The 15,924-nt window shown below is 52.9% G+C and carries 16 protein-coding genes; 15 read left to right on the forward strand and 1 reads right to left on the reverse strand.

Annotated elements, in window-relative coordinates:
- Positions 1–51 precede the first annotated feature (51 nt).
- Complete coding sequence (locus FE848_RS13465) at positions 52–537, forward strand: acyl-CoA thioesterase (RefSeq protein ID WP_200203938.1); 486 nt, start codon at positions 52–54, stop codon at positions 535–537.
- A 12-nt stretch (positions 538–549) separates the two neighbouring features.
- On the opposite strand, the gene FE848_RS13470 is transcribed toward FE848_RS13465, so the two are convergent.
- Positions 550–1,449: a LysR family transcriptional regulator gene (locus FE848_RS13470; RefSeq protein ID WP_200203940.1), complete on the reverse strand. Its 900-nt coding sequence runs from the start codon at positions 1,447–1,449 to the stop codon at positions 550–552.
- A gap of 163 nt (positions 1,450–1,612) precedes the next feature.
- On the opposite strand from FE848_RS13470, the gene FE848_RS13475 reads away from it, so the two are divergent.
- From FE848_RS13475 to FE848_RS18750, 14 genes are all read left to right on the forward strand, one after another.
- Positions 1,613–2,071, forward strand: a complete 459-nt coding sequence (locus tag FE848_RS13475; RefSeq protein ID WP_200203942.1) for a DoxX family protein — start codon at positions 1,613–1,615, stop codon at positions 2,069–2,071.
- Between the two features lie 34 nt (positions 2,072–2,105).
- On the forward strand, positions 2,106–3,065 hold the full coding sequence (locus FE848_RS13480; RefSeq protein ID WP_200203945.1) for a quinone oxidoreductase family protein: 960 nt from the start codon (positions 2,106–2,108) through the stop codon (positions 3,063–3,065).
- 48 nt (positions 3,066–3,113) lie between these two features.
- A complete protein-coding gene (locus tag FE848_RS13485; protein WP_200203947.1) occupies positions 3,114–3,812 on the forward strand; it encodes a pirin family protein in 699 nt (232 codons plus the stop codon).
- Between the two features lie 116 nt (positions 3,813–3,928).
- A complete protein-coding gene (gene wrbA / locus FE848_RS13490) occupies positions 3,929–4,528 on the forward strand; it encodes an NAD(P)H:quinone oxidoreductase (protein WP_200203949.1) in 600 nt (199 codons plus the stop codon).
- Between the two features lie 198 nt (positions 4,529–4,726).
- A complete protein-coding gene (locus FE848_RS13495) occupies positions 4,727–5,083 on the forward strand; it encodes a hypothetical protein (protein ID WP_200203951.1) in 357 nt (118 codons plus the stop codon).
- Positions 5,084–5,253: 170 nt separating this feature from the next.
- Positions 5,254–6,249, forward strand: coding sequence for a hypothetical protein (locus FE848_RS13500; protein WP_200203953.1), 996 nt, complete (start codon positions 5,254–5,256; stop codon positions 6,247–6,249).
- Between the two features lie 23 nt (positions 6,250–6,272).
- Positions 6,273–6,806, forward strand: a complete 534-nt coding sequence (locus tag FE848_RS13505) for a GTP-binding protein (RefSeq protein ID WP_200203955.1) — start codon at positions 6,273–6,275, stop codon at positions 6,804–6,806.
- 17 nt (positions 6,807–6,823) lie between these two features.
- Positions 6,824–7,213 carry a roadblock/LC7 domain-containing protein gene (locus FE848_RS13510; protein WP_200203963.1) on the forward strand — a complete coding sequence of 130 codons (390 nt, stop codon included), beginning with the start codon at positions 6,824–6,826 and terminating at the stop codon, positions 7,211–7,213.
- A 116-nt stretch (positions 7,214–7,329) separates the two neighbouring features.
- Positions 7,330–11,055, forward strand: a complete 3,726-nt coding sequence (locus FE848_RS13515) for an ATP-binding protein (RefSeq protein WP_200203965.1) — start codon at positions 7,330–7,332, stop codon at positions 11,053–11,055.
- The gene (locus FE848_RS13520) at positions 11,048–11,683 is read left to right on the forward strand and encodes a condensin complex protein MksE (protein ID WP_200203967.1); all 636 of its coding nucleotides are present in this window, start codon (positions 11,048–11,050) and stop codon (positions 11,681–11,683) included. Before FE848_RS13515 ends, FE848_RS13520 begins: the two co-directional genes overlap by 8 nt.
- Positions 11,683–12,927: a hypothetical protein gene (locus tag FE848_RS13525; protein WP_200203969.1), complete on the forward strand. Its 1,245-nt coding sequence runs from the start codon at positions 11,683–11,685 to the stop codon at positions 12,925–12,927. Before FE848_RS13520 ends, FE848_RS13525 begins: the two co-directional genes overlap by 1 nt.
- Positions 12,917–13,759, forward strand: coding sequence for a hypothetical protein (locus tag FE848_RS13530; RefSeq protein ID WP_200203972.1), 843 nt, complete (start codon positions 12,917–12,919; stop codon positions 13,757–13,759). The genes FE848_RS13525 and FE848_RS13530 overlap by 11 nt, the downstream gene beginning before the upstream one ends.
- Before the next feature lie 179 nt (positions 13,760–13,938).
- The gene (locus FE848_RS13535; protein WP_200203974.1) at positions 13,939–15,150 is read left to right on the forward strand and encodes a YncE family protein; all 1,212 of its coding nucleotides are present in this window, start codon (positions 13,939–13,941) and stop codon (positions 15,148–15,150) included.
- A gap of 325 nt (positions 15,151–15,475) precedes the next feature.
- A complete protein-coding gene (locus FE848_RS18750; RefSeq protein WP_227715345.1) occupies positions 15,476–15,895 on the forward strand; it encodes a hypothetical protein in 420 nt (139 codons plus the stop codon).
- Positions 15,896–15,924: the final 29 nt, after the last annotated feature.

Below are 15,924 nucleotides of genomic sequence, written 5' to 3' on the forward strand. Positions count from 1 at the left end.
ATATTATCACTGATTCTGGAGCCTATAGAGACACTCCACCAAGAGGATAATATGGCACTCGGATCTTCAACACTGACCATGACCGTTTTAATGACCCCGGACAAAGCCAACTTTTCGGGTAACGTTCACGGTGGCACTTTGCTCAAATATCTTGATGAAGTGGCCTATGCCTGCGCAAGCCGCTATGCGGGAAACTATGTGGTTACTCTGTCGGTGGATCAGGTGACATTTCGCCAGCCTGTTCACGTGGGTGAGCTGGTTACCTTTCTGGCCAGCGTTAACTACACGGGCAACACCTCAATGGAGGTGGGCATCAAGGTGATAACTGAAAATATACAAGAGCAGATGGTCCGGCATACCAATAGTTGTTTTTTCACCATGGTGGCGGTTGATGAGACTGGGGCAACAGTAAAAGTCCCTCCGCTGGAACCGCGCACTGAAGATGAAATCAGGCGCTTTGCCAACGGTAAAGAGCGTCGTGCCATTCGTGCGGAATTAGCCGAGCGATACAAATCCCTCGAAGCCGCAAAAGCATAAGCAGGTGCCCGCTCAATCCCAGTAGGGCGGGTCACCGAAATACCCATCGATAAAATCAACAAAACTACGAACCTTGCTCGCTAATAGTTGGCGGTGGGCATACATCGCGTAAAGCCCCATGGGCTCAGGTTCAAATTCCTGCAGTATGACCTGCAGCTTGCCTTCCTTGATTGCCGGGCCAGAGATAAATGTAGGCTGCAAGACAATCCCCGAGCCTGCGATGGCAGATTCAACCAGTACGTCGCCATTATTGCTGCTCATACCGTTGCTGTCATTTTGCCCGTTGTTTTGCAGCCACCGGTGCAGGGGCTGGCTGGAATCGAGTTCAATGTAGCTGTAGCGCAGGTAGCGGTGGCCCTGCAGATCCTCCAGTTGCTTGGGGGTGCCATTCTGTTTCAGATAATCCGGGGACGCACACACTGCCATTCTGATCGGAGCAATGCGCTTGGCAATCAGAGAGGAGCTTTTGAGGTGACCGATCCGCAGTACTACATCGAACCCCTCTTCAACCAGGTCAACCTTGCGGTCATTAAGTTGCAAGTCGATGCCTACACCAGGGTGGGCTTTCTGGAATTCACTCAATAACGGCGCCATATGGCGAATGGCGAAAGAGACCGGCGCACTGATTCTCAGCATGCCACGAGCCTCGGTTTGCAGGTCGCCAATCTGGCACTCCATATCTTCAATATCGTGCAGCACCTGTTGAGCCCGCAGGTGATAGCTGGCGCCTGCCTCTGTGAGGTGAAGCTGGCGGGTGGTGCGGTTGAGCAGGCGCACGCCAAGATGTTTTTCCAGTTGAGAAACATACTTGCTGACGAGTTGGGGTGACATGTCCAACTTTTCGGCGGCGCGAGTGAAGGCGCCTTCACTAACAACCGTAACAAAAGCACGCATGGCATCAAGGCGATCCATAGGTTCATCCTGACTTTGTAGGCTCAATGATTATCAACGCTGTGTTGATAGTAACGCAACGTCTGCCATCTTATTCGTTCGAATGGGCGATAGTAAAGTAGGCTCATCATCTGGAGCGACGCTTCAGGAGGCAAATCAACAGACTACTATTTGAGGATTCATCATGAGCTCCAAACTTACCCACGCATTGTTCAATTCCAATGGCGGATTCGCTTCGCTTGTTTTGCGGGTCCCGGTTGGACTGACCCTGGCGGCACACGGTGCGCAGAAGCTCTTCGGTTCGTTCGGCGGCTATGGTCTTGAAGGCACCGGGCAGTGGATGGCCAGCATTGGTCTGGAGCCAGGTTATTTGATGGCCCTCATGGCTGGCGGTGCTGAGTTCTTCGGGGGGCTGGCGCTGGTATTGGGCCTGTTGACACGCCCGGCCGCAGCAGTTATTGCCTTTGCTATGTTGGTCGCCATTTTCACCGTGCACATTGGCAACGGTTTGTTCATGGAAAACAACGGTTATGAGTTCGGCCTGACCTTGTTTGTTGTGGCTGTAGCCCTTGCTATTCAGGGCGGTGGTCGGATTGCAGTGGATAACCTGCTGCTGGAACGGTTTGGTGGCAGTCGCCGATAAGGCACAACTTTCAATTTTGTTATCGAGGTCGATTATGCAAGCTCTACAGTTTTCAGCAACCGGCTCACTCGATTCGCTGCAAGTGATTGATCTGTCTAGGCCAGTACCCGGTGCCGGCGAGGTTCTTGTTGAGGTTCGGGCTGCTGGCCTGAACCCCAGCGACCTGAAAAACGTTCTCGGTCGCTTTCCTTACACAACAACGCCGCGCATTCCCGGCAGAGACTTCTCAGGTGTTGTTGTGGAGGGACCGGAAGAGCTTCTGGGCCAAGCGGTCTGGGGCGGCACGGGCAAAGATTTCAGTTTTACCCGGGACGGCTGCCATGCTCAGTATGTGGTTGTACCGGCGAACGCAGTCGCGCTCAAACCGGAATCACTGAGCTTTGCTCAGGCGGCAACCTTCGGTGTTCCCTACATCACGGCGTGGGATGCCCTGGAGCGTAGCCAGGTTAAGGCGGGCACCCGGTTCCTGATCATCGGCGCCGGTGCCGTGGCCAGAGCAGCGCAAGCGCTGTCCAAAGCAAGGGGTGCGAATGTGGTCATGGCCGCGCGCCGGGCCGATGTTGTGCAAGAGCTGATAGCGAAAGGTGTTGAGGCTTTTGAGTTGCCAGAGGCGGAGCAGTTACCAGAGCAGGCACTGGCGCATTTTCAGCAGCAAGCGCCTGAGGTGATTTTTGACACCACCGGCTACTGGTTGCCAGCAGCAGTGAATACCCTGGCTGCATTCGGGCGTATCGCGGTTATCGCAGCGCCAGTGGACGGGCTGATTAGCATGCCTATTCTTGCTCTTTACCGCCGCGGTGGTTCGGTCATCGGCATCAACTCGCTGCTATACAGCCTGGAAGAATGCGCGACCATGTTTGAGGAGATTGGTGCAGCCTTTGAAGGGGCGTTACCAATACCGGAAGACTTTACCGAGATGCCGCTCTCGGAAGCTGTTGCGGCTTACCACAAGGTAAATGAGGGTGGGGCTGAAAAAATTGTCCTGATCCCTTAAGGCGAAAATTTTAACCGTCACGAATGACACGAAGCAGGAGATCTTACAATGATTGAACTCAGACCCCACAGTGAACTCGGCGGTGCCCACCATGGTTGGCTGGATACTCGCCACCATTTTTCATTCGCCGAATACTACGATCCCAATCGCATGCACTGGGGAAATCTCAGAGTATGGAATGATGACACCATAGCCCCGCGCTCAGGCTTTCCACGCCATCCGCACCGGGATATGGAAATCATTACCTACGTTCGCGAAGGCGCAATCACCCACCAGGACAGTCTTGGTAACCGGGGACGCACGGAAGCAGGTGATGTGCAGGTAATGAGTGCGGGAACCGGCATTGCCCATAGTGAAATGAATGAGGAAGATGTGGCGACCAAAATCTTCCAGATCTGGATCATGCCTAACGAAGTTGGTTTGCCACCCACTTGGGGCACCAAGCCTTTCCCCAAAGGTGAGCGCAGTGGCTCGTTTGTAACCCTGGCGAGCGGCATGCCCGGTGATGGTGAGGCTCTGCCAATTCGCACGGATGCTCGCATGGTGGCAGCAACTCTGGAGACAGGTCAGGCTACTGAATATCACATCGCCCCCGGGCGTAAGGTGTATCTGGTTCCAGCTACCGGCAAGATTGAAGTGAATGGAGTGGTAGCGTCTGCCGGTGATGGCGTTGCGGTTAGAGATGAAGAGTTGCTGAACGTGAAGGCTTTGGAAAGCAGCGAAATCGTACTGGTAGACGTGGCGTAAGAAGCCAGGCGGGCTTGTTGGAAGCGGGCTGCACTACTACATTGAGTGGAAGTGTTGCCCGTCTCTCTCCTGAAAATATGCACATGTGTAAACCAAAACAGAAGAAGGATATATAAATGACGAAGATTCTGGTTCTTTACTACTCCATGTACGGCCATATCGAAACCATGGCAAACAAAGTGGCTGAAGGCGCCCGCAGCGTGGCGGGTGTGGAAGTGACCCTGAAGCGTATTCCGGAAACCATGGATGCCGAAGCTTTCAGAGGTGCGGGCGGCAAGGTTGATCAAGCGGCACCTGTTGCTTCACCCACCGAACTGGGTGACTACGACGCCATTATTGTTGGTACACCGACCCGTTTCGGCAACATGGCCGGGCAGGTACGCACCTTCTTCGACCAAACCGGCGGCCTTTGGGCGAAAGGTGCTCTGGCAGGCAAGGTGGCGAGTGTATTCACTTCAACAGGCACCGGTGGTGGTCAGGAAATGACGATCACGTCGACCTGGACCACCCTGGCACACCATGGCATGGTTATCGTTCCAATCGGCTACACCACGCCAGCGTTGTTTGATGTTTCGCAAGTAGGTGGCGGCACGCCGTATGGCGCATCCACAATTGCCGGTGGCGACGGCTCACGCCAGCCAGACGAACGTGAGTTGGGTATTGCCCGTCATCAAGGTGAGCATGTGGCAAAAATTGCCGCCAAGCTTAAAGGCTGATATACCCGGCAATAATCGGTTACCAACCGATACCATTGGGTTCTTGCTGCTGCATGGTAAGGGTCCTATAGTCAAAGTGAGTGAAGGGAAAAATGGGGGGGGGCAACCTATTTGTGTTGTTCCCTATATTTTTTCTGATCAACAGTGCACCGTACTGTGGTCAATTGAACGAACCTGCTACACAAGGAGTAGCGAATAATGGCAGATCTCTCAGGATTGAAGGGTATCGATGGTTTGGTTGGCGCTTGCTTGGTTGATAGTGATTCAGGGCTTGTGCTTGGTAAAGAAGGTGGCGGTGAGTTTGATCTTGATACAGCCGCTGCTGGCAACACCGAAGTTATTCGGGCTAAGCGTAAAACCATGAATGCGCTTGGTATCGATGGAGGCATTGAAGACATTCTCATTACATTAGACGATCAGTACCACTTGATTCGCCTTTTAAAGAGTAACGATGCGATTTTTCTGTATGTGGTTCTAGACAAAAATAAAGGGAATCTTGGCATGGCACGCATGGTGCTGAAGAAAGTGGAGAGCACGCTCGATCTCTCTATCTAAGATTTAGTTATACAGGGACTGGGCCGTCTTCGCTTACTGCTAGGTAAAGGCGGCGTCATATGTAAACGATCAAGGGCCCCTAGATAGGCTAAAACTTATCTTGGGTTAGGGTAACTTGCGATGCTAGCGTTTACTCGGAGCACCTTGAAGTTTCCAGAAAGGAAACGGTTTTGAAATACCTGAGTAGTTTAGGCCTCTCAACCAAGGACGAGACCGTTCTACTTGCGCTTGTTGACCTGCTGGGTGCAAGAACCCATGAGGTCTGGGCCTATGCAGCGCCGGAAAAAGCCGATGTGCTGCTTCTGGATGGAGATAACACCGCTGCGGTTGATCTCTGGCAGGGGCATTATTCAGGCAAAGGCGAGAGCACAATTGTTTACTCGTCGTCCAAAACCTCGGTCTCTGTTCCGGTGCACCGGCACTTGGCCAAACCGCTGCGTGCCGCAGACCTGATTGCCCATTTAAACTCCGTTAGTGAAGTCGCCTCGCCCTCGCCAACATCCGCGCCAACCCAAATAACGCAAACAGCGCAAAAGGTAGAAACCACGGCGCAGTCGAATGACGACACTATTCCGGCCGCCAGTTTGCCGCAGACCATCTTCGATACAAAAACGGGCTACCTTACAATTTCCCTAAACGACTGTGCTTTAACCCTGAATCGTGATGAGCGCAGCTGTGTGATGACCGGGACGTTAGAGCAGGTTATTGAAGGGCTAAATGCCCAACAGGGTGAACTGGAAGTATCGTTCACCCGCCACAAGCCCACGCATTTGGGCACATCAAGTGTTTGGTTGGGTGACCGCTCAATTCTCTGGCAACTCAGCCTCAGCATGTCTAATGGACAGATGCTGCAGCAGCTTGGAGCTAACGATACGCTGCGGCTAACCCGATGGCCGCCTCCCTCGCTACTTAAAAGCAACCCCGAACTCATGAACCTTTGCGCCCTGCTGAGCAGGCAATCGGGTGTCTCTTTCAGCGAAGCCCGCCAGCAGTTGAAGCTTTCTGTTTCTGAGCTTTCAGGGTTTATCAACGCAGTGGCCATTTGCGGCATGTTGGTGCACGACAGCACTCCGTCAACCAAGCGCGACCGTCCTCCAGTCAAAGAGGAGGACGGTCTGGCTGCCAAAGGGCTATTTGCGAGATTGCGCTCACGGCTGGGTATCTAACTAAAACTGGGGATGGGATCTTTGTGTCACAACTCAAATTTATCATTACGGGCAGTCCGGGGGCTGGTAAAACGACTGCCATAGCTGCAATCAGCGAAACACCGCCGGTGCGAACCGACGAGTGCACAACCGACAGCCTATCCGCAACCAAAAGTGAGACAACGGTTGCTATGGATTTTGGCGAGTTGACGTTAGAAGGTGGTGAGAAGGTATATCTATACGGCACACCTGGGCAGCGACGTTTTGAGTTTATGTGGAAGATATTGACTCAAGGCGGCTTGGGGCTGATTTTGCTTGTGGATTGCACCCGCAAAGACCCGCTTGCCGATATGGACATGTATCTTGAAAATTTTTCGGATTTTATTGCTCAAACCAGCGTGGTTGTGGGCATAACCCGCAGCGAAACGCCGGGGGCACCATCGTTGGATGAGTTCTATGATCGACTTGAGAAAACGGGCCGCCTGTTTCCTATTCTGGAGGTTGATCCTCGTGAAGCTTCCGATGTTGCGCTCATGATCAGTGCACTTATTTCCTCGCTTGAATACACAACGACTTGATCAGGGATAAAATCACTATGAGCCAGATACAAATGACTCAGACCGGAAAGGCGCTTTGTCATAAGGTCTTTGATGAGATGATGTCCAAAAGTGATGCGATCAATGGCGTGTTGATATCCACGGTTGATGGCCATGATGTGGTCCATAACTTTAAGTCGGATTTACCCTATGAGAAGCTCTCCGCAATGCTCGCATCTATGCTGGCACTTGGCGAAAATATTGCGGTTGAAGCAGCGCAGCAAAATTGTAGGTTTGTAATCGTCGAGAATAGCGACGGCTATATTCTTACGTTGCGCCTCAAAGAAAAGCTGGTGCTCAGTGTGATTGCTTCGGCTGAAGCAAATTTGGGGATTCTCCACAGTCTGAGCCGAAACGGTGCCAAAAAGCTGGCCTCACATATCCGCTAGAGCACTAGATGGCCTGCCTTAAGTGGGTTTGATGAACGTGCTCACGGCTTTGTCCGGAAACTATTCCCTGTATACTGCGGGTATCAAGAACGACCTGCCGTTACGGGGAAATCAGTTTGTCTGGCGAGACTGTTAGCTACGGACTAGAAAGCATCATCCTTCATCACTCCTTCAAGCAAGTGAAGGGGCGAACCATCAAAATCGACTGCCGCGAACGTACGCACCTGGGTGGTGTGAACGGGGCCGGCAAAACCTCTGTCCTGGCGCTTATACCGGCATTTTTTGGCGAAGAGCCAGAGCGCATCGTTACCAAAGCTTCGGGCAAGTTGTCCTTTCTGGACTACTACCTGCCCACCTTCCAAAGCCTCATCATTTTCGAGTACCGGCGAAGCACGGGGCTGCACTGTGCGGTGATGTATCGCCATGCACAGGGAAAACCCTGCTACCGGTTTGTGGCTGGCTCTGCTGAGGAGACCTTTTTCTCGCCAGAGGTGAAACCGTTGCTTCAAGCCGGGGCCAGTGCAGATGACGTGTTTGCTGCGCTCCGTAGCCGGGGTGTTAACCCTTCGAAAATGATCGATACCATTACCAGCTACCGGGCCATTATTCAGCGGAATCAAAAGTTGCTGAAAAGGTTGCCTGCGGATGCACGAGCGCTCCGCGCCTTGGCGGCCGAGCATGGTCTGGGTGACAGCGACACCCAGATGACCAACATTGAGCGACTTACCCATGTGGTGTTGAACAAGCACCGGCTGCTCAGCAGTTTCAAAACCATGATCTGCGAAACCCAGTTCGAGAATATCCACCAGCATGCCAAGCCTCGCGCCATTGATCGCAAAGACCTGATCGCGGACATACAAAGCCTTTCTGCCTTTGCGGGTGAGGAAGCAAAAATCCGTGAATGTTTGCGAAAGGACGCAGAACGCAGGGCGATTCTTGAGCAGGCGGATAAGTCCGTAGCCAATCTGCATGCGTCTGTTGATGAAGCCCGGGTGAAGGTCAGTGAACTTGGGGAGCAGAAAGAGCGGCTTGAGGCAGATAGAAGCAATCGAAGAGCGGAGTTTGAAGACAGCGATCGCCAACTGGCCCGCGAGGTAACGGATCGCAATGCCGAGTTTGAATCCCTGGACGGGCAAGTAGCCGCCCTGCACAAGCAGAACGACAGATATGAAGAGGATGGGCTCTCAGAGCTGGCCCAGAGTTTCGATAATCTCGCCGACTACCGCCAGCGCTTGGCCACAGCGCAAGCAGATTACGACAGCCTGACGGGTAAGGCCTCTGAGATAGAAGGCGAGTACGAGCAGGAAAAGCAAAGTATCCAGCGCGAGCATGAGAAGCAGCAGGCTCAGCGCCAGCAGCGGCTGAGGGAAGCTACTGACGCGCTTACCTCAGCAAAGCATGCCTATGATCTGAAACTGAATTCCATCAAAACAAGTCAGGTTACGGCGGTATCTGAGTACAAGGGTGGCCGTTCAGAGGAGCGCTCGGAACTGACGAGTGAGCAGGCTCGCTTGTTAGCGCTGCGGGAAAACCCGGGGCAAACGGAAACTGAACAGCAGGAAATTGCGGTTGCTGAGCAGGCCGCAGAAGAAGCATCGGAACAGGTGTCTCTGGCCCATGAAAATCGGTTAGAAGCTGGACGTAAAAGAGATCAGGCAGACCGGGACTGGAAAGTTGCGCAGGATCAGGTTCAGCAAATGGATGACAAGGTCCAGGCGCTGGAAGACAAGTTTAACGAACTGCAACGGCAGATTGCCCCTGAAGACGGTACCTGGTTATCACAGCTGCGGGCCCAGGACCCGGAGTGGGGCAGCCACTTGGCAAAAGTCGTCAATCCCGATCTGCTGCACAGAAAGGATCTTTCACCTACCCGCGATCATACTGCAAATAGCACGGCTGTTATGGGTTGGCAGCTCGCATTGGATACCTTGCCAATTCCGGATTTTGCAGCTTCTGAAGAAGCCTTGCAGGAAAGCAGCCGGAACATAGATACAGAGCGCCAGGCCGCGTTCAAGCAGCGGGCGGATACCGAGCGCGAGGCCCAGCGCAGGCATGAGACCTACAAGGAACGAGCCGCCGCTGCCGACCGGCTGGAAACTGAGTTCTCGCTGGTCAAACGTGCCCGCGATAACGCGCAGAACAAACTGGCTAACGTACGCCAGCGTGTTAAAGAGGCGCAGGCCGCTCGGATTGCAACAATCACAAAAGAGCTTGAAGCCGTCCAGGGCAAGCTGCAGGCCTTCGATGAGCAAACGGGTGAGGGCGTACGAGAGGTTGAATCCGGATTCCAGCAACAAGTGCTGGATATGCGCGCTCATTGGGCAGAGAGAGAGTCTGAGCTGCAATCCAGCATAGACCACCAAAGCGAGCTGATAGCTTCTGCGGATTCCGACCACAAAGCACGGCTCAAGAGTAAGCGCCAGATATACGATCAGCGCCTTTCGGAAGAGGGGATTGATCCCAAGGAAGTTCAAAAGGCTCGAGAGGCGTTAGCCAAGCTCAAAGACACTGTCGAAACCATTGTGGCGTCTGAAGACCTTGTGCGTGGCTATCGCAAATGGCGCGAGCAGGAGTGGTGCAAGGTTGAAGTGCTTACCGAGCAAGCCAATCAAGCCAAGGCAAAATGTGAGGCTGCCGCCCGTACCCGGGAGCAAGCAGAGCGCTCATGGAAAGAGCAGGACAGCAAGCTGAAGGTCTCTATTGCTGAGCATCAAGCAGCAATCAAAAACCTGCGGGATCAAACGGAAGCGGCAGAGGCTGTGCTCAAGCATTTCCAGAGCAATACGTTCTCCGAAGGTTTTCCGGGCAATATGGCCGATCTTACCCAGGAGCTTCAGGGTGCTTACCAAAAGCTGGAGCAGCTGCGCAGAGAGGTGGTGGGCACTTTCGATCAGGCTACAGCCATTTTGAACCGGTACGACAACACCCAAATCCAGCAGGCGTGGCAGAAGCTATCAGCCTATCGGCGCGGACAGATGACGGGCGAGGTGTTGGACCATGAGGAAAGCTTCAAGCTGGCGCGGGTCCCGGATTTGCGAGAGCTATTGGATACCGATATACCCCAGCTTCGCGATGCACTGATTGACCAGTTTGTGTCGGAAGCCGGCAGCCTGGTGAAGTATTTCGACAGCCTGGAAGTCATGGCTAGAGAAGTGAAGGCAGTTTCCAGCCTTCTGAAAAGAAAGATTAATACCGACCAGCACATTGAAAGCCTGAGCGACATACAGGTTGTGCTGGAACCCAGAATTTACGAAGACGAAACCTGGCAGCCGTTGAAAGAGTTTGTGGGTCAATGGCAAAACTGGATTCAAATGAATCGCCGCTCTCTACCGAGCGATGCCATTCTGCGCCGTTTTAAACTGGTTACAGACACGCTCAGTGATGCCAAGGTAAAAGACAGCGTTGAGTCGATGATCGACATGCGCCTGGAAATGAAAGAAAACGACCGCCAGGTGGTCATCCGCACCGATGCGGACTTCCTGTCGGCCAGCTCAACCGGCCTGACCTATCTGGCGATAATGACTGTATTCATGGGGCTCACCCGCTACCTGTGCCCGGATTTGAACACGCGCATTACCTGGCCCATAGATGAATTGGGCACGCTCAGCCCCAACAACATCTCTCATCTGGCGGATATGTTGGAGGCCAATAATCTCACCATGATTTCTGCCTGCCCGAAGCTGGACCGAAGTTTGAGGAAGTTCTTTGAGAATAAGATCTCCCTCAAGCAGGGACGGATTCACACCTACGAATCCTCCGGGATTGAAGGAAAACACGCGGAGTTGTTCTCGAGCGTGAGCCAGGATGTACAAGTAGCAGATGAGGTGACAAACCATGAGTAGTCCGTTATTCGAGCGAACCGTAACGGCCCTGCTTCAGGAGCGGGTTATCTGTGAGGTCAGTGACGATGAGTTGTACAACTACCTTCTTATGCCCGCCAATCAGGATTCTGTGAATCGATTCCTGGCTCAGATAAATCGAACGCTTCGTCAGACCAGTGCTCACGATGCCTTCGTTTGCGCCTATCTGGACACCTCCGACTCCGATACCAAAGATGCGATTCGCCACCAGTTTCGGGATGTTGCCAACAACCTTGAAGCCTTTGTGCAGTTTTTGCGGCTTGTGATGATGCTGGAGGCAAACGACCGGCCGATTTTGCCCGGGGACAAGCTGTCTGAGGGCGCCATTCTGGATCGCATTGCGGCAGCGCCTGCATTGGAATCGAAACTGAGATCGCTGGCGGAGAAAAAGGTGTTTCATACCAAGCGTGCAGACTCTGCTGGCCAGATTCGTGCTGTGCTCTCCAGTCTGGAGAAGATGGGGTACCTGAAGTCGGTAGGCACCAGCGGCAGCCTTTTCAGGGCCACTGGCCGTTGGAGCTGGCTGTACGATGCCATGACATTCATACAGACCCACGAAGGCATTCAGGGCTCTGACGACACAGATTCCGAGCAAATGAGGCTGCACTGATGGCCCGCGCTCATGATGCCCACGGAACGCTTCGTGCGTTGGCCAAATATGGCGAAGCGATTCTGGAGGCCCACCTGCGAAACGGCAACCGGGTGCCGGATTCCGATGACAACCTTGGCCTGATCGAAACCCTTGAACACCACCGCCTGGTTTGGCGGATTGGTGACAACGAAGACCTGCAACTGAAGAAGGTGCTGGTTCAGTTTCTGGATCACATCACCGAGTCTGAACGACGCCGTTACGCCAATGCTCAGGTGGATATTCTTTGGCAGCAACTCAGTGAGCTGTTTCTGGAATACAAAGAAGCAAAAAAGCGATCGGCTCTGAGTGATATTGATCGGCTGGAAGGTGAAATCAAGGAATGCCTTGCGGATGTTATTGAGGATATCCGAAACGCCACGGAGGCCTTCGCCACATACATCAATACCGGCTTCGCTTACATCACAGACTTGCAATTGCGCATCCGTGAAAACGAGCGGGTTATCGAGCGCGCGGGTCGTCTGATTACCTTGTTTGAAAGCTTTCGTATACGGGAGCTGGCGGAGCAGGCGGGCTCCGATGCCTTCTTGAAGCGACTGTTATTGCGGCATTTGCCCGCCACCCTGGAATCCTCACAGAAGAACCTCTCCTACGCCCTTAACCAGCTGCGCAAAATGCTGGTGCGCATGCGTGAGGATCAACGGCTAAGCCGAATGGTGGGTGCCTTTGAAGCGCACTTTATTAACAACCGCGGATTCGAACCCTCCATCGACCATCTGGACCTGAGGTATGTTCCGGAGTTTCTGAATACGGTAGAGCCGTTTCAGATAAAGGGCTTTGGCGATATTTATGATTCAGCCGACGATCTGGAGCTGATAGAGATTGCTGCAAAGGCCCGCACAATCCCTGTTGAAATAGAAGATAAGCCAGTTCCCGATGACGTGGCTACAGTCAACTTTGACGTAGCAGGTGAAACAGAAGTTGAAGAAGACGACCCGGTAGAAGAAGCCATTGAGGAGTTGATTCAGATGGTGGTTGATGGCGCTCTGGGTGAACGCAGCATTCTTGCTTCTGAAGCCTTGACCAGCACTGGCTTGAAGATAGATAAAGCCGATTGGCTGCAGGCCATTGTTTCAGAGATCGAATCCTTGTCTGATGGGGATCAGCAGTATATTGAGGTGATCTACCATCAGGTGCCACACCGGATCTATCCAGATAATGTGATGGTTTCTGACCTCACCCTGAGGCATAGCAATGCCGGCTGAAATTGCAGCCATTGAGCGTTTGTTAAGGGGCGGCAAGTCATCGGTCAGGCGCGGAAAAGTCTGGGACCAGATATGCGCAGAGACGGGTGTAGGGCAGGTCGTTGGCAAGGAGATTCGCTTCACGCCGGAAGAGCGCCAACGGCTTAGAGAATACGCCAAAGCTGAGCATGGTTTAGACCCGCAATATGATTCCCGTGCTGGTGGCCGCATGGCAATGGCCAGCCACAATGCCAGTGAAAAGCTCAGCCCTGATTCAGTCTTCGGCGAACTGCTTGTGTTGGCGACTGCCGGAACTGCACATTTAAGGGTAAGCGGTGAGAATGTCACAACACCTCAGGGCAGTGTGCTCAGCGTTCGACCGGACTGCCTGGATGCTGAACACGTTAAAACTCAGAATTTAGTGATTATCGAAAACGGGGGGTTGATGCCTTACTGGGGGGATATCATGCTTCCGGATTCCTTCGCGGACTCAATCATCCTGTACCGGGGGCACAGGGAAAACGTTCGCGGTGTTACAGAGCTGGTCAGCAATCAACCCGCAGACAAACTTGCCTGGTTTTTCGATTTCGACCCATCCGGGCAGTCCCTCGCTCTCGATCAGGGCAAAGGCAGCACACTCGTCCCTGCCAGTTGGCGTGAACTTGGCAAGCACACGCCATTTAACCAACCCAAAGTGCACCGTAACCAGTCCGTCGCCCTGACAAGGCTGAAAGGCCGAGCTGACGGGGAGCTTCTCGCCATTGCCGAACACATGGCGAGCGAAGAGCTGGCGGTGATGCAGGAGCACATGGTGCGGCGGAATATACTGCTTTCAGCGCTGCCGTTGGCCTGACGGCCGACTCCTTTAAGTGTCCATAAAAACGACGCTGGCCCAGAAGCCCGGGCCTGTGTCATTTCTGCCATGCACGATGCTTTTTGGCGTTGCTACAGTTTGGCGCCGACCGGGATAGACGTTTTGTCTCGTAGTGGTTGGGCTGGGTTAAACCAACAACTACAAAAAGGGACTGAATCGTGAGACCAATCAGAGTTTCTCTCTTACTACTCATTACGCTGTCATTCAATGCGCTTGCCGGGACTGGAAGCAACGCCCGCGAGGCAGTGTTTGTCGGCAACAATTGGGAAGGCATGATCGATGTTATTGATGCCGAAACCTATGAAAGGATTGGCCGCATCAATGGCATTCCTGACAGGAGAAAACGCCTTCGGGAAATAATCTGGCGCCCGGATAAGCTGTTTTTCTTTCAGGTTGTGCGTCATCTGATCGGTGAAGGTAACGATCAGTATGTGGACGATATGTACAGCACCCGGGACGGAAAATTACTGATCGTCTCCCGTCCCAGCTTTGCAGATGTGGTTGCTATAGATATCGCAACCAACAGGATTGTGTGGCGCTTTGAGGTTGAGGGGTATCGTTCGGATCACATGGCCTTGTCGCCAGATGGAACCGAAGTTGCAGTGTCTGCATCCACTGGCAAAGTTGTACACATATTGGATGTGCGCACGGGCAAGGAGCGGGGAAGATTTCCAACAGGAGATTCACCCCACGAAAATGTTTACTCCAAAGATGGCAAGAAAATTTATCACGCCAGCATTGGCCACGTATTCACATTGGCCGATAGGGGGGCACTCAGGGATATCAAGGGAAACCGCATCTTCAAGGTGGTTAACGCCGACACGCTTGAGGAAATCAAAAGCTTTGATATCAGCGACAAACTGGCAGAGGCGGGCTACCCCGGTATGAGCCCGGCGATTCGCCCGATGGCACACACCGAAGATGAAAAGTTCTTCTATTTCCAGCTTTCGTTCTTCCATGGTTTCGTGGAATACGACATGGAGAACGACCGGATTACTCGCGTGGCCGATTTGCCTAATTTGGTGCCCAACCTTCCCGTGGAACGCTACGTAAACGATTCTGCCCACCACGGTATTTCCATGGGCGGCAACGATGAAAAGCTTTGTGTTGCTGGCACCATGAGCGATTACGTGGCCATTGTTGATCGTGAGAGTTTCGAGTACGAAATTCTGGAAGGCCTCGGGAAGAAGCCCTATTGGATCACCCGGGACAAATCCGGAGAAAACTGCTTCGTATCCTGGAGTGGCACCGATCAGATATCTGTGATCAACATCGAGCGTGCTGAGGAAATTGCTCGCGTGGATGTTGGTGACCACCCTCAGCGAATTCGCGAAGGTTCGGTTCCGCAAGGTTGGGGTACCGGCTACTAATCCTTTGACAAGGGTCCCGTTGGGGCCCTTGTCGGGCAATATCCTCAAGCTACCGCTTCCCCTCCTTAACTCTTTTCTATCTCCTAACACAACCCCGAAATATCAGCTGCAAATTTTTTCACCCCCTCGGTAAGCGCCTACATCAAGTGTCGGGCAAAAAATTGCCTGACCAATCAAAGGTTCACGGTTATCCGTTCAATTTATTACGATTTGGTGACGGTATATTGACGAATTTTTAACTAAGGGAATGACAGGCCTCACATTGATAATCGCCGGCGTTTTGTACAATTTAACAAATGCGACGGATTATTGGTGGAGAAGTGATATGAAACGCGTCATTAAAGTGTCGAAGGCATGGATCGCCGCGTTTTCTATGGGAGTTTTGCTTGCTGGGTGTGGTGGCGGTTCTGATTCCGGCAGCCAAGGGCCTGTAGGCTCCAACAATGAGACCGTTTATCCAGAGGTCGAAAATGCGGCGGTGCTGAGCTGGAGCGCTCCCGAAAGTCGCGTTAATGGCGATAGAATCCCAATGGGTGAGTTGAACAAGTACATTATTCAGTACGGAAAAGATGCCGAGAAACTGGACCATAAGGTTGTTGTGGAAGGCGCCCAGGATTATGCCCAGATGACTCACAAAGTGGATAATCTGGATGCTGGTGTCTGGTACTTCACGATACTGGTTGAGGATAGCAATGGCTTGTTGAGCGCACCTTCAGCAATTGTTAACAAGGAAATCAAATCCTGAAGAAAGGGCGTGGCCGGCCTGCTGATTAT

Origin of the sequence: Marinobacter sp. 1-3A (genome assembly GCF_016597775.1) — a bacterium.
Classification (GTDB): Bacteria; Pseudomonadota; Gammaproteobacteria; order Pseudomonadales; family Oleiphilaceae; genus Marinobacter; species Marinobacter xiaoshiensis.

Bases quoted from the DNA above. Each gene is read 5' to 3' on its own strand.
- FE848_RS13530 (WP_200203972.1), top strand. From the start codon at position 12,917: ATGCCGGCTGAAATTGCAGCCATTGAGCGTTTGTTAAGGGGCGGCAAG.
- FE848_RS13480 (WP_200203945.1), top strand. From the start codon at position 2,106: ATGCAAGCTCTACAGTTTTCAGCAACCGGCTCACTCGATTCGCTGCAA.
- FE848_RS13485 (WP_200203947.1), top strand. From the start codon at position 3,114: ATGATTGAACTCAGACCCCACAGTGAACTCGGCGGTGCCCACCATGGT.
- FE848_RS13470 (WP_200203940.1), bottom strand. From the start codon at position 1,449: ATGGATCGCCTTGATGCCATGCGTGCTTTTGTTACGGTTGTTAGTGAA.
- FE848_RS13520 (WP_200203967.1), top strand. From the start codon at position 11,048: ATGAGTAGTCCGTTATTCGAGCGAACCGTAACGGCCCTGCTTCAGGAG.
- FE848_RS13525 (WP_200203969.1), top strand. From the start codon at position 11,683: ATGGCCCGCGCTCATGATGCCCACGGAACGCTTCGTGCGTTGGCCAAA.
- FE848_RS13510 (WP_200203963.1), top strand. From the start codon at position 6,824: ATGAGCCAGATACAAATGACTCAGACCGGAAAGGCGCTTTGTCATAAG.
- FE848_RS13495 (WP_200203951.1), top strand. From the start codon at position 4,727: ATGGCAGATCTCTCAGGATTGAAGGGTATCGATGGTTTGGTTGGCGCT.
- FE848_RS18750 (WP_227715345.1), top strand. From the start codon at position 15,476: ATGAAACGCGTCATTAAAGTGTCGAAGGCATGGATCGCCGCGTTTTCT.
- wrbA (WP_200203949.1), top strand. From the start codon at position 3,929: ATGACGAAGATTCTGGTTCTTTACTACTCCATGTACGGCCATATCGAA.
- FE848_RS13465 (WP_200203938.1), top strand. From the start codon at position 52: ATGGCACTCGGATCTTCAACACTGACCATGACCGTTTTAATGACCCCG.
- FE848_RS13475 (WP_200203942.1), top strand. From the start codon at position 1,613: ATGAGCTCCAAACTTACCCACGCATTGTTCAATTCCAATGGCGGATTC.